Here is a 15,361-nt window from a genome sequence, read left to right on the forward strand (position 1 = left end):
TGGTCTAACCTTTTACCGACCCCAGCATGATGCCATGTACGAAATACTTCTGCAGGAACGGGTACACACAGATAATCGGAACAATGGACACGACCATTGAAGTGACCTGCAAGGAGAAGCTGGTGACACCCGCCGAGACACTGTTGGCTACCGCCAGCGAATCCATCGGAGAGTTGCTCTTGTTGATGACCTCCATCATGCGGAAGGCCAGCGTGCGCAGCTCTTCGGACTGGACGAAATAGGCTGAATCCAGCCAGGAATTCCATTGCCCGACCCCCATGAACAAGGCCATGGTCGCAAGCACCGGTGTTGAGACCGGCAGGATGATGCGGAAGAATATCGTAAGCTCGCCGGCCCCGTCTATATGCGCAGACTCTTTTAGCTCAGCAGGAATCTCGCGGAAGAACGAGATCGCAATGAGCAGGAAGAACGTGCTGAGCATGGACGGGACAATGTACACCGCAAAGGAATTAAGCAAGCCGAGTGAACGCAGCACCACATAATAAGGGATCAGTCCGCCGGAGAAGTACATGGCGAATACGATCACTGTGAAATAGACCTTGCTGAACAACAGATCACGATGGGACAGGCCGTAAGCGACGATGCTGGTGAGCAGCAGTCCGAGCAAGGTGCCGGAAACCGTACGCAGTACGGAGACCAGGAATGCCTTCACCCACTTGGGATCATCCATGAACACCCGGTAATTCTCCAGGGTAAAGTTCCGGGGCCACAGATACACACCGCCCAGCAGCGAGTCCGAGCCTTTATTGAAGGAAGCAATTAACACATAATAGAACGGATACAGCATCGTGAGCATAATAATGAACAATACCACATAGATCACGCTGTCAAAAACAACATCCTTCTGCCGCTGACTCTTCAGCACAGCTTTTCCTCCTCTCTCTAAAAAAGACTTGAGCCTGACACCCGTTTGGCAATATAGTTACTGGAGAAAATCAGGGCTACCGAAATCACTGATTGAATTAAATCTATCGCCGCTGCATAGGAGAACCGCCCGTCGCTTAGCCCCACCCTGAATGCGTAGGTCTGGACAATCTCAGAGGTTGGATTATTGATACTGTTGCCGAACAGGTAGGCCTGCTCGAAGTTGGAGCCCACCAGTCCGCCGCCGAGAATACTTCCGATGGTCAGAACAAGCACAACAACAATGGTTCCCTTCATCCCCGGCAGGGTAATATAGCGGATACGCGCCAGCCTTCCGGCACCGTCAATCTCAGCAGCCTCATAGAGGGAAGGACTGATCCCCGATATCGCCGCCAGAAAAATAATCGTCCACCAGCCCATCTCCTTCCAGACCGCACTCCCTACCGCCAGCCCCCAAAAGTAATTCGGACTGGTCAGGAAGGCCAGCGGCTCATCCGTGAAGCCTATCGCCATCAGCGCCTTATTGACCACACCGACATCGGCGGACAGGAAGGCATAGGATACGCCAACCACGACTACCCAGGAGATAAAATGCGGCAGATAGCTGATCGTCTGCACCAACCGCTTGAAGGCCATGTGCTTCACTTCATTCAGCATTATAGCCAGCAGAATCGGCGCCGGGAAGGCGAAGATGACCTTCAGCAGACTAAGGACCAGCGTGTTGCGGACCAGCTTGCCGAATTGATAATCATGCACGAATTCATCGAAATACTCCAAGCCGACCCATTCACTCGTGAAGATCCCTTTAATCCCGCCGGAGATGCTGTAATCCTTGAAGGCCATCAGAATACCAAACATTGGAGTATAGGCGAAGATCAGCAGATAGATCATGCCCAACCCGACGAACAAATGCAATACCTTCTGTTTTTTGAAACGCTTCCATAAAAACGACCGCCGGCTTCCGCCGGTCCCGGGACTCCTTACCTGTGTTTGCAATTCCATATTCGCTCCTCCCTCGTACCTTTAGTTTACCTTCGAGCCCAGGGAGGGCGTAAGCCAACATTCTTAAGAAAGCGTTATCATTTTTACATGCGGTTATTGAACCGGCGTTGCTATCCATTTAAAGTGCGGTACCGGCTCAGCGATCTATCTTTATTCATCAGATTGCTTTACCCTAGTAGTATCATACTGTTGAAGGATACGGGTGCTGACTATGAACGCTAAGGAATACGGACTCAGCGAGGGTCCGCTGGTGAAGGGGAACGGGTATAAGCCACCCAATCTGCACAGATGGGGACCGGGCGTCCGTGATGTATATGCCCTGCATTATATCGTAAGCGGCAGGGGCTATTTGAAGACAAGCCAGGCGGTTTTTCCTTTGGAGGCCGGCGACAGCTTTGTGATTTTCCCGCAGATGGAGGTGTATTATTACCCTGATCCACAAGACCCGTGGGCGTATTGCTGGATTGAATGTGGCGGAACGGAGGCTTTGCGGTTACTGGACATGATTCATATATCACCGGATCACCCCGTTGTAACGGCTGCTCCGCAGGACCTCAAGCCCATGTTCGATAGAGTCGAGGCGAATGCAATCGAGCCGTATGAACGGGAGCGGTCGGATGCCGGATTTCGCCTGTTGTTAACCTATTACATGGAGTATTATCCAAGCGAACAGGCTTCCCTCAAGAAAGACTATGTAGGTTCAGCCAAGGCATATGTGGAGAGGAACTATTGGAAATCTGCCTTGTCGGTTCTGGATGTTGTAGATTATGTCAAAATCGAGCGCAGCTACTTGTTCCGGCTGTTCAAGAAAGAGACGGGCACCTCCATCTCAGGCTATCTCACCGCCTTTCGGATTCGGCGGGCCTGCGGGCTGCTGGGCGAGTCCCGGTTATCTGTGAAATCCTTGGCTTATTCGGTCGGCTACCACGACCCGCTGTATTTCTCTAAGATCTTCAAGAAGGTTACTTCTTACACGCCGTCACAGTACAGGAAGGTGTATAGGGAGGGGAATGTACTTCCTCCGGCGGATGGGGGTGGGGGGTGAGATTGGCGGATGCCTTGGTGGGCGCGGGGATAACTTACCTGTGCGGGTGAGCGATGTTGGTGCGGGTGCTAAGTTTTTCGCATACATTTGGCCCATACACCTCAGCACCGCCCAATGTGTTCGGTTTTTCGCTTACATTTGGCCCACACGCCTCCGCACTGCCCAATGTGTTCGGTTTTTCGCTTACATTTGGCCCACGCGCCTCCGCACTGCCCAATGTGTTCGGTTTTTCGCTTACATTTGGCCCATACGCCTCCGCAGCGTCCAATGTGTTCGGTTTTTCGCTTACATTTGGCCCATACGCCTCCGCAGTGTCCAATGTGTTCGGTTTTTCGCTTACATTCCGCTCGCACGCCCCCGCACTCCCCAATGTGTTCGGTTTTTCGCTTACATTCCGCTCGCACGCCCCCGCACTCCCCAATGTGTTCGGTTTTTCGCTTACATTCCGCTCGTACGGGTAGCGTCAAGAAGTTTGTGTAAGAGAGTAGAAGTACCTCCCCGGGTTACGGGTTGGGGGTGCAGGTGTTTCTGGGGGCGGGGAACCCCGACCCCCAGAAACTGGATTCATCCGCTATTCTTCTTCGGGTGTAGGCAAGGAAGGGTAGCGTGCTTCAAATAACTCGTTTAGCTTCTTTTTGACGGGTTCCATCCCAAAGCCAGGAACGACCCGCTGCCCATGACGTTCATTGTAGTCGAGCATTTCGAGATACACGATTTTCTCTGCCGCATCCATATTCGTCAAACTGTTCATCGGTTTCAGGCGTTTGCGGATTTCCTTGTTCATTCGCTCAATCGGATTCGACGTATAGATCGCTTTGCGAATGGGCTCCGGGTACTTGTAGAACGTCAGGAGTGTGCACAACTGCTCCTCCCAGGACTTCATTTCTTTCGAATACAGCTTGTTCCACTTGGCTTTGACCGTATCAAAGTTAGCCCGGGCCACGACCTCATCCGGTGCGGTATACACGGTCTTCAGGTCTTCAAGGACATCGGTTTTGTGCTCGATCCGGATTTTGGGGAACGTGGCCCGCACCTTGTGCACCACACAGTGCTGCACATCCGCCTGCGGGTACGTCTCTTTAAAGGCCGCATCCAGCCCGGGAAGCCCGTCAAACACACCGAGCAACACCTCCTGCGCTCCACGGTCGTACAGGTCTTTCAGCACCTCGCGCCAGCCGTTCGAACTCTCTTGACCGCCGACGTAGAACCCGAGGATTTGACGTTGTCCCTCTTCGTCAATCCCCATCGCAAAATAAACGACCTCACCGCGGACCGTACCCCGTTTGAGCTTCACGTACAGCCCATCCAGGTAGATCACGCTGTAGCGCTTGCTCAGCGGCCGTTTCTGCCACTGGTGGATGTCGTCCAGGACGGTAGCCGTAATGTTGCTAACGGTCGTTGGAGAGTAATGGCTTCCAAACATACTTTCAATAAACCGGGCCACATCCCGCGTCCCCATGCCGCTTTTATACATCTGGATGACCGCTTCCTCCAGCCACCCGTCCCGCCGCTGGTACGGCTCAAACATCTGAGTTTGAAACAATCCTTGGCGGTCGCGGGGGACCTCCAGGTCCTCTAGATTGCCGTATTTCGTGTGCAGGTTTCGGGTGTAGTATCCGTTACGGCTATTGCGTGTACCTGCTTCCTCGCTCGCCATGAACGCCTGCATTTCTGCACGCATGATGGACTCCAAGTGGTCTTTCACAAAATCGTTAACAAGTTTTTCAAATAGATTATTCAGTGAGCTTTCGGGTAAAATAGTCATTGGTAGGGTTCCTCCTTGGTGGTTTCGCAATCCTGAGGATACCCTACTTTTTTGTTGCCTGACTAGGCTCCAAATACTGGTACACAACTTATTTTACGCCATCCTCGTACGCCCCCGCACTGCCCAATGTGCTCGGTTTTTCGCTTACATTCCGCTCGCACGCCCCAGCACTCCCCAATGTGCTCGGTTTTTCGCTTACATTCCGCTCGCACGCCCCCGCACTCCCCAATGTGTTCGGTTTTTCGCTTACATCCCGGGTTGTACTATTCTTCAGACCAAATCCGGGCTTTGAATGGTACCTATGTACTCGTAGTATGTAACCCGTGGAGATATCCCTCTCGCTACAGGGCGAAATTTCCCCTTATCCACCAGCATACGGCTGTATTTAATAACTGTCGTGTTATGTAGCTCAAGTTCTCTCGCGGCATCACCCGGACGGAGGACACGGTGGTTACGGATGGCTAACCGCATCAGATCTCGTTCAATTCGAGAATAGGATTTGTCTTTTCTTTTATTAGCAGTTCCGGCCGACAAATAAGGAGCCAGAACGTTCCGCGTTGTGGAGAGAACAAAAGGCGGATTGTCTTTCATCTCATCCAGCGAGATATAGAGAACCATGTAGTCCTGTGATTGCAGGAAGAGACCGCGATTCAAGTCCATCCGGTATTTGCTCCGGTCCGTGCCATGCGATCCATAATCCATAATCTCAAATGCAATACGCGAGGAACCGACCTTCCACAGTAAATCAATAAAATACGATCTCCCACGCCAGTCCTTAACTTCATATTCCGGATGGAGTCCCTGAAAATATCCAACAAGCGGCCACCACACATATTCCACGAATAAGCGGTTGCCGTAGCTGTGTCCCCGCTTTAGCGCATCAAGCCGCTCCCCCTTTCTTCGTTTCAAATGATTGCTTAACCAATGGTCATGTTCTTCTGTAAATCCCACTCCAATTCCCCCGCTCTGCAATAAAATTAATCTCTAAACGCACAAAACCCCGCCGCCTTCTTAAAGAGAAGGGAGCGGGGCATTCTTTGCCACGTTTACTGCATCTATTACTAGTGTGCCACTTTTGGTCAGCGAACGCAAGATGAAGATCTCAGAAGACCTTATGGTCCAGCTACACAAGTACAATGTGTTCGGTTTTTCGCTTACATTCCGCCCACACGCCTCCGCACTGCCCAATGTGTTCGGTTTTTCGCTTACATTCCGCTCGCACGCCTCTGCACTCCCCAATGTGTTCGGTTTTTCGCTTACATTCCGCCCACACGCCTCCGCACTCCCCAATGTGTCGGTTTTTCGCTTACATTCGGCCCTCGCGCCTCCGTACTGCCCATCTCACAAAAAGGCTGCTCCCGGCGCGTCTTACCGCGCATGGGGAGCAGCCATATTCACGCATCAGAAACAGCCTTGTTCACACTTTGGCAACAGCCCTTATGCTGAAGGCCTGCTTCAGCTTACTCAGCCGGAACGGGTTCCAGCACTGGTTGGAGATCCAGTTGAAGCTCTGGCTCGACCACACTGTCCGGCTGGATCACACTATCCGTGATATCCTGACTGTCCGTTGTTTCCATGAGAGCCGACGAGCCGCCCAGGTATTGCTTGAGCCATTTCAGCGCCGGACGCTCTGATCCGTTAGAATTCAGCAGATGCGTATTCGGTTCCCAGGTCTGATTCTGGATGTAGCCCCAGAGGGTCACGCCTTTCACCGCAGGATTCTCCCACAGCACAGGGAACTTCTCCTTATATCTGGCCAGCTGTGTATTGTCGTCACCGGTCATATCCAGCTCGGAGACGTAGATAGGCAGGCCTGTTGCGGACAGTTTACCAAGCACAGTATTCATGGTAGAGACACTAACTGTATTCATATTGAAATGATGGCACTGAATGCCGATGCCGTCGATCAGACCTCTGGACTTCAAGTGGTTGATAATCGTCACATATTTATCGGTCAAGCTTGGATCACCAATAATGCCATATTCATTGATGAGCAGCTTGGCGTTCGGGAACGCGGCTCTGGCCTGCTGGAAGGACCAGATCACCCAATCCCAGCCAGTACTTCCGTCGCCGCCGATGGCGTTGCGGTAAGAGGGCTTGGCATGCAGCGGTTCATTGACGACATCCACGAAGGCCGACTTAGGATAACGCTGTCCCGCTGCGGTAATCCATGCGCTGACCTCCGACTTCTGTTCTGCCGCCGACAGGCCGGCAACCCATGCAGGCTCTTGGCTTCCCCAGACCAGTGTATGGAACTTGAAGGGGAGGTTTCTGCTTACCGCATAATTATAGGAAGTATCCGCACCGCCCCAGTTCATATTATTGCGGTTGCCTTCAACCGCTCCCCATTTAGTTGCATTCTCAGGCGTCACCTGATTCCAATAGGTGGCGAAGCTCGCAGGAGCACTGCCTGCAATGATATTCCCCAGGAACTTCGGCCCATTGGTAAGCGCAGCACTGGCGTTCCCCGACATGACGGATGAGAGTAATATGCCGGCTAAAGCCAGCCCGCCTACAAGCTTTTTAATATTGTTCTTCAATTTGAATCCATCTCCTTTGGCGATTATAAGCTCCATTCAATATAATCCACAGAAGCATCCCAGGCTCCATTGTCCGTAGTTACGATCAGCTTAACCTCCTGATTTCCGGTGCCGTGGGCCACATTGGACAAGGTCTGCACGGTAGGTGTGGTTCCGCTGAAGTAGAAGGAGCCAACGGTCACCCCGCCAATTTGCAAATCGACCCTGGCTGCGGCGGAGCTGCTGGAAGCCCCACGGACTGAGATATTATGGGTACCATAGGCAAAATATTGATTGAACGCAGCAGCATCATCATTCCCGTACAACGTTACCCCGCTGAACGGAGAAGTGATCTTGCCCGCATAAGTGCCGCTGAGGGTCATATCCTCTGCTTCCACTTTGCTTCCCGTTCCGGGAGCAGTGGTGCCCGTGGAGAACTGCCAGTAATCCAGATTAAACAGATTGCCCGAGCCTGATCCGGTGAATACCAGGTAGAGTCTGTGAACACCTGTCACATTGCTGACAGGGGTCTCAACCTCTTTCCAGGTCTGCGCGCCTCCGGTAGACGGTACATCAAGCGTGCCTGCGAGTGTGCCTGTTGCGCTATCCAGCCGGATTTCAATTTTGCCGCCTGTGGCGGAGGCCACATTAGCCTTGAAGCTGCTTGCCCCGGAACCGAAATCCGCGTTGCCTACGGCAATCCAGTCCCCATTGTTAATGCTGGTCACATTCATATTGCTTACAGGGCCGCCTGCAGCCTGAGTAGCTTCAGTAGCTATGCCTGCATTCCAGCCGATGGTTTCGGCTTCCACTCTGGTGAACGGATTCAGATTGGCAATCTGGGCAATGCCCGCCATGTCTCCCTGAACCTCCTGAATGTTCCCGTTCGCATTATGGACAAGCTTGTTGATATGCGGTGAGCGGTAGCCTTTGCCATCGCCGAGTACAGCCTTCGCTACGGTCTGGGCATGGTACACTACATACCATTGGTTGTTGAAGTTAAATACCGCATGGTGGTTGTTGCCGCCTACTCCGAAGAAGGTGTACGGATTCTTCAGGAAATGTCCGGTATACGTAAAAGGCCCCATCGGGCTGTTGCTCACCATGTACCCGATTTCACCGGCCGGATAGGCAGCCGGGTGTGTGCCGGAGAAATTGAAGCAGTACGAGTAATAATATTTGCCGCCATACTTATGAATGCCCGAATCCTCGAACATATAAGGGGCATCAATGGTGGATGCGCTTCCAACAATACTCGTCATATCCGCACCCAGCTTCAGCACACGGGCTGTCCGGGGATTGGCTATGGATGCCGGGTCCAAAGTGTTGGGGATACCCCCGCCTGCATACAGATATCCGCTGCCGTCATCGTCCACCAGGACAGCCGGATCAAATAGCCAGGTCACCCCGGACATGCCGGGTGTAGCCCCTGTCACCAGCGCTTTGCCCAGCGGGTCCGACCAGGGGCCAATCGGAGAATTCGCCGTTAACACGCCGATGCCTGATGCACCGTTTGCAAAATACAGGAAAAATTTATCCTGGCCGTTAATTTTTTTCACCGCCGCCGAAGGCGCCCAGGAGAGAGAGGCCCATTTGGCAATGCCGGCGCTGCCGTTGACATTATTGGCTCCGGCCACCGGGATGGCGCCGTGATCTGTCCAGTTCACCATATCCGCCGAGGAGATGACATTGATTTTGTTCAGGGCGCTGAAATCATTGTCCTTCACGGTTCCGTTGCTGTTATAGACGTAAGCATCACTGGACATATAGACATAGACTCTTCCGTTATACGTCAGTGCGAAAGGATCGGCACCCAGCTTGTGATCCATCAGGGGATTGGAATTCCCCGGCTGCTTGGCCGTGGCATTGTTTGCAGCAGACACAGACATCAAGGGCAGACCGTTCAGGAATAACACAAGGGTTACTGCAATGACCAAGAGCTTTTTAAACATCGGCATACCTCCATTAAGATTAATTGGTAATCCCTTTCAATCGGCTGCCGCACAAATAACGGTCGCCCGGCAGCCCCTCCCTTCTAGCATTCTTTGGACAAATCTACTAATATTTGTTATCTGAGATCATCTTAATATAGATTCCGGCTTGGAACAATGTAGTTTTTTGTTTGAAAAGTTGAATTTTTTTGGCGTTTTATCTGCAAAAAAAAAGCCGGAGCAAAAGCGCCAGGCTGCTTCTTCAATATTTACGGTTATCTATCTCCCTACCAGCCAGTTCTTGCGTGTAAATGTCCTCCGGCGTTACCATTCGCTTGGGCAGCGTCCGGCCAGCCATAATCTCTTTGACTGCCTGCATCAGCAGGGGACCCAGCATCGGATTGCATTCGACAACAGCATTAATACTTCCCGCCGCCATCTGCTCAAATGCCCGCCGTGTGCCGTCCACTGAAACTATTATAATATCGCTTCCCGGTACAATACCGGCCTCCTTCATAGCCTCCACCGCACCAATAGCCATATCATCATTATGTGCAAAGAGCACCCGGGGCCACTGCTCCTTCGGCTGCTGCAAAAAAGTCCGCATTACCTCACGGCCGCCGCTTTGTGTGAAATCTGCCGGGGCAGTCATTGTAATCCGGAGGTCCTGCTTATCCCCGAGCATCTTCCGGAACCCGCGCCCACGGTCAATCGACGGTGTCGAGCCTACGGTACCCTGCAATTCTGCGATATGGATGGCTTCGCTATGATGGCGCATCTTATCAATCACATATTTGGCTGCCTTTACCCCTTCTTCATAAAAGTCAGAACCGATAAAAGTGACATAGAGCGAGCTGTTCTCCACGTTGACTGAACGGTCCACAATAATAACCGGAATCCCTGCCTGCCTGATTTCCAGAAGAATCGGTTCCCAGCCGGTCTGAACCACAGGAGCAATCGCTATGACATCAACATCGCTCCGGATAAAGGCACGAATGGCATCGAACTGCTGCTGCTGATCCTGTTCGGCGTTCTTCAGGATGAGGGTAATCCCCGCCTCCCCGGCGGCTTCCCGGATCGAAGCGGTATTGGCCTCCCGCCAGGTACTCTCCGACCCAAGCTGGGAGAAGCCCAGCACAATCGGCTTGGCCATGGCTCTATCTGCCGGCGGCAGCAAGCCGGGATTCACTGCAGGAGAATGATGAGGCATCATCAATGCCTGCGTATTGTTGCCTCCGCTGCCTGAGCAGCCGCCCAGCAGCAGTAACAGCAGCAGAACCAGGCACCCCTTGGCCGTTCTCAACAGGACCCCTCCTTCATATGATAGCGATTACAATTATATAGCAAAAACATGGGGAGACAAGAATTATTTGTCTCCCCATCCAATCTTCTTATTCTTTAAGAGTCAACCGCCTTGAGCTTAACACCCGCTGCAGGAGGATAAAAATGAACAGCAGCAGGCCAATAACAATTTTGGTCCACCAAGAGCTGAGTGTGCCCTCGAAGCTGATAATGGTCTGAATCACACCTTGGATGAGTACACCGAAGAAGGTGCCCAGCACATAACCTACACCGCCGGTCAGCAGTGTTCCGCCAATGACGACAGCCGCGATGGTATCCAGCTCAAAGCCTACGGCATGAAGCCCATAACCCGACAGCATATAAAAGGTGAAGACCACTCCTGCAAGTGCCGAGCACAATCCGCTGAGCGTATAGACAAGCACCTTGGTTCTTGCCACCGGAAGCCCCATCAGCAGAGCCGATTGCTCATTGCCCCCAAGCGCATACACATTGCGGCCAAACCGGGTGTAATGGGCGGTGAAGATCGCCACAGCAACGGCAACAAGAGCAATAATGGCGCTGATCGAGAGAAAGCTGCCGCCCGGCAGCGGGATTCTCGTCTGGGCAATGGCGGTATAGAAGGAATTATCAATGGTAATGGTATCAATGCTGATTACATAACATAAACCCCGGGCCAGGAACATTCCCGCCAGCGTTACAATGAACGGCTGGATTGCAAAATAATGAATGATCGCTCCCATAATGCTGCCAAACAACGCACCCATCAGGAGCACCAGCGGAATAACAACAGCCGGCGGCCACCCCTGCTGCTGCACCAGGCTTGCGGAGACCATGGTCGACAAGGCAATGATAGAGCCGACCGAGAGATCAATGCCGCCTGACAGAATGACAAAGGACATGCCAACGGCCGTAATCAGCAGAAAGGCATTGTCGATAAGCAGATTCATCAGCACCTGCAGGGAGAAGAATCCGGTATACCGGAAGGAACCGGCGGCGAACATGACGAGGAACAGCGCGATGGTGACCACAATCGGAATAAACTTGCGGTTAAGAGACATGACGGGTCACTTCCTTCTCTGCGGGATAATGCCGCGGCTTCCAGCGGGCGGCAATAGCGGCCCGGAAGGTATCCGACTGGATCAGGCAGACCGCCAGCACGACCAAAGCTTTGACGACCAGTGTAATTTCCGGCGGGACGCCGATCATATAGATGGTTGTGGTCAGCGTCTGGATAATCAGCGCACCGATTACGGTACCTGTAAGATAAAAACGTCCGCCGTTCAACGACGTCCCCCCAATGACTACTGCCAGAATAGCGTCGAGCTCATACCAGAGTCCGGCGTTATTGCCGTCAGCGCTGGAAACATTCGAGCTGAGCAATAGTCCGGCAATGCCGGCACATAAACCGCAGAATACATACACCGACAGAATAACCCAGCGGGCGCGGATACCGGACATGGAGCTGGCCGCCGGATTGCAGCCCACCGATTCTATAAACAGGCCCAGCGCTGTCTTACGGGTAAGCAGCACGGCAATGACCAGAACCAGGGCTACGACAAATATTGAAAATGGCAGCGCAGCAAGTGAGCCGGACCCGATATAGGCATATTTCGTGCTGGTTACCGTAATAATCTGTCCGCCTGTAACCAGTTGGGCGATCCCCCGCCCTGCAACCATCAGAATCAGCGTGGCTATAATCGGCTGAATTCCGGCCCCGGAGACGAGCAGACCGTTCCATGCGCCAAGCATCAGCGACAAACCTGCTGCCAGCAGCACCGAGGTTAGAATCAGACCCAAGGCATTCGGGTCTGAAGCTTGGCTGATGCTCAGGCAGGCAATGGCGCCGGATATAGCGACAATGGAGCCGACAGACAGGTCGATGCCCTTGGTTGCCACTACCAGTGTCATCCCAATGGCCACCAGAATAAGCGGTGCTCCGAAGTTAAGAATATCAATCAGGCTTCCGTATAAGTGTCCGTCATGGATTGTAATCGAGAAGAAGTCCTGCGAATAGCACAGGTTGAACAGCAGCAGTACAGCCAGAACGCACAGCGGCCAGAATAAATGATGTTTTACCAGTTGGCTCATGGTCGTGTCAGCCTCCCGCAATCGCCTGCATAATTTGCTGCTGGCTCATGTCCTTATCCGAAATTTCCTTCACTTTGCGGCGGTCGCGCAAGATAGCGATCCGGTCACTGACCCGCAGCACTTCCTCCAGCTCGGAGGAGATGAACAGGAATGACATGCCCTGCCGTGAGAGCGTCAGCACCAGCTTTTGAATTTCCGCCTTGGCTCCAATGTCGATGCCCCGTGTCGGCTCATCGAGAATGAACAGCTCAGGCTCCGTCAGCAGCCACCGTGCCAGGAGAACCTTCTGCTGATTTCCGCCGCTTAAATTCTTGATCAGCAGGTCGGGATTCGGAGGATTGATATTCAGCATGCGGATATATTCTCCAGCCATCTCCTCCTGCCGCCTGCGGGAGATGGTCTTGAACGTGCCGTACTTGGCCTGCAGCGCAAGGATAATATTCTCTCTTACCGTCAGATCGCCGATAATCCCCTCTGTCTTGCGGTTCTCGGAGCAGAAGGCGATCCGCCGTCCAATGGCCTCCCGCGGCGAATGTACCCCACCTCCTGATTCCGCCAGCTTCAATTGCCCGGAATCCGGTTTGTCGGCACCGAAGAACAGCCGGGCTGCCTCAGTCCGCCCTGAACCGAGAAGTCCTGCCAGCCCTACTACCTCACCCTTGCGGATCGACAGATCGAACGGCTCAATCCCGCCTTTGCGGCCCAGCCCTTCAGCCCTGATCAGCTCATCACCCAGGGCATCCTTGTATTCTGCTGCCAGACCCGGCAGCTCTTCCAGCAAATTAAGCTCCTTGCCGATCATTTTTAAGACCAGATCCAGCCGGGTTAGCTCCTTAACCCTATATTCACCGACAAGTTCACCCCCCCGCAGGATGGTTACCCGGTCGCAGATTTCGTACATCTGATCCAAAAAATGCGTGACAAACAATATCGACAAACCATCCTTTTGCAGCTTCCTCATAATGCGGAACAGCTGCTCCACTTCATTCTGATCCAGACTTGAGGTCGGTTCGTCCAGAATCAGTACCTTGGCTGAAATATTCAGCGCTCTGGCGATTGCGATCAGCTGCTGAACCGCTACGGAATACATATGCAGCGGAAGGGTAACGTCGATCTGCAGATTCATCCGTTCCCGGAGCAGCTCCGCAGCGCGCAGATTCATTTCCTTCCATAGAATGCATCCGAATCTCCGCGGCTCTCTGCCAATGAAGATGTTCTCGGCAACGGTCAGATTGGGGCACAGATTGACTTCCTGATATACTGTGCTGATTCCCGCAGCCTGCGATTCCTGCGGGCTGTGCAGGGAAATGGGCGCACCCTCCATTTCTACGCCGCCTTCATCAATGGAATAGACGCCGGTCAATACTTTGATCAGCGTTGACTTGCCGGCACCATTCTCCCCCATCAAGGCATGAACCTCACCAGGGAACAGGCGGAGGTTCACATTAGTCAATGCTTTTACACCCGGAAACCGTTTATGAATCCCGGTCATTTGCAGTATGGGCAGCTGCGTGCTCATGGTTGCATCCACTCCTCATTCTCCATAGAAACGCCAAGGTGGTTGTCCTGCCGCCTTAGCCGCGTTCTATTAGGCTTGCTGATTAATATTCCCGGCCAGCCAGCGCTTCCTTGGCCTGCTCGGAAGTGAAGGTTGATTCCTCAGTCACAATCCGGGCCTCAACCGCCTGGCCGTCAACTACCTTCTGCACCACCTGCATCAGCTGCGGTCCAAGCAGCGGATTACATTCAACGATGAAATTGATTTCACCTTCGCTGGCTGCCTGCATTCCGTCCTTCACCGCATCGACAGAGATTATCTTAATATCCTCGCCCGGCTTCAGCCCTGCCGCCTCTATCGCCTGAATCGCCCCGAGTGCCATATCATCATTATGGGCGTACAGCACATCAATATCCTTATTGGCCTTCAGGAACGCCTGCATAACTTCCTTACCTTTGGCCCGGGTGAAATCGCCGGTCTGAGAGGCAATGACCTTGAGATGCGGATTGCTCTTGATGACTTCGGCAAACCCTGCCATACGGTCATTGGCTGGAGCAGAGCCTGTTGTTCCCTGCAGCTCCACAATATTAACGTCCTCTGAAGCGTCTTTATACTGCTCAGACAGCCACTCACCCGCCTTGCGGCCTTCTTCCACGAAATCGGAGCCGAGGAAAGTAACGTATAGCGAGGTGTCTTTGGAATCTACCGCACGATCGGTCAGAACCACCGGAATTCCTGCAGCCTTTGCCTCTTTAAGTACAGTATCCCAACCGGATTCCACGACCGGGGAGAAGGCAATCACATCCACCTTTTGCTGGATAAAGGAACGGATGGCCTTGATCTGATTCTCCTGCTTCTGCTGCGCATCCGAGAATTTCAGCGTATAGCCTGCTTCCTTGGCTGAATCCTGAATGGACTTCGTATTGGCGCTACGCCAGCCGCTCTCTGCACCCACCTGCGAGAAACCGAGCGTAATGTCCTTGGCCTCCGTCTTGGTTCCGCCATTCGCCGCCGGTGCTTCTGTTGCCGCATTCCCGGCCTTTCCGGTATTCGCCTTGCTCCCCCCATTATTGTTGCCGCATGCTCCAAGCATGACCATAGATAAGGTTAGTGCAAGTACTGCTCCCATTTTCCCGAATCTCTTCATACGTATATATTCCTCCCCCTCGGCATTCACCAGGTTCTGGTGTTCTGCCCATTATAAACCGCTTACAAAAGTCCGTTATACGGGCAGCCTTTGGCGTTTGCTTTCTATTTTTGGCATTGTTCTGTCCACGGGAGGATTTTGTGTATTTTTTTATTTAAAAGGTGTGAATTTTGATTGCG

Annotated in this window: 12 protein-coding genes; 1 reads left to right on the top strand and 11 read right to left on the bottom strand. The window is 52.8% G+C overall.

What is annotated here, in order from left to right:
- Positions 1-4: 4 nt before the first annotated feature.
- The gene (locus NYE33_RS27535) at positions 5-886 is read right to left on the bottom strand and encodes a carbohydrate ABC transporter permease (protein WP_076246789.1); all 882 of its coding nucleotides are present in this window, start codon (positions 884-886) and stop codon (positions 5-7) included.
- A gap of 17 nt (positions 887-903) precedes the next feature.
- Positions 904-1,887, bottom strand: a complete 984-nt coding sequence (locus tag NYE33_RS27540; protein WP_341068402.1) for an ABC transporter permease — start codon at positions 1,885-1,887, stop codon at positions 904-906.
- 211 nt (positions 1,888-2,098) lie between these two features.
- Between NYE33_RS27540 and NYE33_RS27545 the strand changes: the two genes are divergently transcribed.
- Positions 2,099-2,932, top strand: a complete 834-nt coding sequence (locus NYE33_RS27545; RefSeq protein WP_341068404.1) for an AraC family transcriptional regulator — start codon at positions 2,099-2,101, stop codon at positions 2,930-2,932.
- Positions 2,933-3,503: 571 nt separating this feature from the next.
- On the opposite strand, the gene NYE33_RS27550 is transcribed toward NYE33_RS27545, so the two are convergent.
- From NYE33_RS27550 to NYE33_RS27590, 9 genes are all read right to left on the bottom strand, one after another.
- Complete coding sequence (locus tag NYE33_RS27550; protein ID WP_042133759.1) at positions 3,504-4,697, bottom strand: IS256 family transposase; 1,194 nt, start codon at positions 4,695-4,697, stop codon at positions 3,504-3,506.
- A gap of 270 nt (positions 4,698-4,967) precedes the next feature.
- Positions 4,968-5,648 carry a hypothetical protein gene (locus NYE33_RS27555; RefSeq protein WP_341068406.1) on the bottom strand — a complete coding sequence of 227 codons (681 nt, stop codon included), beginning with the start codon at positions 5,646-5,648 and terminating at the stop codon, positions 4,968-4,970.
- 509 nt (positions 5,649-6,157) lie between these two features.
- Positions 6,158-7,237 (bottom strand): endo-1,4-beta-xylanase, encoded by a 1,080-nt coding sequence (locus NYE33_RS27560; protein WP_336101094.1) that lies wholly within the window; start codon positions 7,235-7,237, stop codon positions 6,158-6,160.
- Between the two features lie 23 nt (positions 7,238-7,260).
- Complete coding sequence (locus NYE33_RS27565) at positions 7,261-9,168, bottom strand: carbohydrate-binding protein (RefSeq protein WP_340946687.1); 1,908 nt, start codon at positions 9,166-9,168, stop codon at positions 7,261-7,263.
- A 241-nt stretch (positions 9,169-9,409) separates the two neighbouring features.
- A complete protein-coding gene (locus NYE33_RS27570; RefSeq protein ID WP_256703980.1) occupies positions 9,410-10,450 on the bottom strand; it encodes an ABC transporter substrate-binding protein in 1,041 nt (346 codons plus the stop codon).
- Between the two features lie 88 nt (positions 10,451-10,538).
- Complete coding sequence (gene yjfF / locus NYE33_RS27575) at positions 10,539-11,507, bottom strand: galactofuranose ABC transporter, permease protein YjfF (RefSeq protein WP_042135946.1); 969 nt, start codon at positions 11,505-11,507, stop codon at positions 10,539-10,541.
- Entirely contained in the window at positions 11,497-12,537 is a 1,041-nt protein-coding gene (locus NYE33_RS27580) for an ABC transporter permease (RefSeq protein WP_042135944.1), read from the bottom strand. Before NYE33_RS27580 ends, yjfF begins: the two co-directional genes overlap by 11 nt.
- Positions 12,538-12,544: 7 nt before the next feature.
- Positions 12,545-14,056 (bottom strand): sugar ABC transporter ATP-binding protein, encoded by a 1,512-nt coding sequence (locus NYE33_RS27585; protein ID WP_076246796.1) that lies wholly within the window; start codon positions 14,054-14,056, stop codon positions 12,545-12,547.
- Between the two features lie 82 nt (positions 14,057-14,138).
- Positions 14,139-15,182: an ABC transporter substrate-binding protein gene (locus NYE33_RS27590; protein ID WP_341068410.1), complete on the bottom strand. Its 1,044-nt coding sequence runs from the start codon at positions 15,180-15,182 to the stop codon at positions 14,139-14,141.
- Positions 15,183-15,361: the final 179 nt, after the last annotated feature.

It is taken from the genome of Paenibacillus sp. FSL R10-2199 (assembly GCF_038000235.1).
GTDB lineage: Bacteria > Bacillota > Bacilli > Paenibacillales > Paenibacillaceae > Paenibacillus_AQ > Paenibacillus_AQ phytohabitans.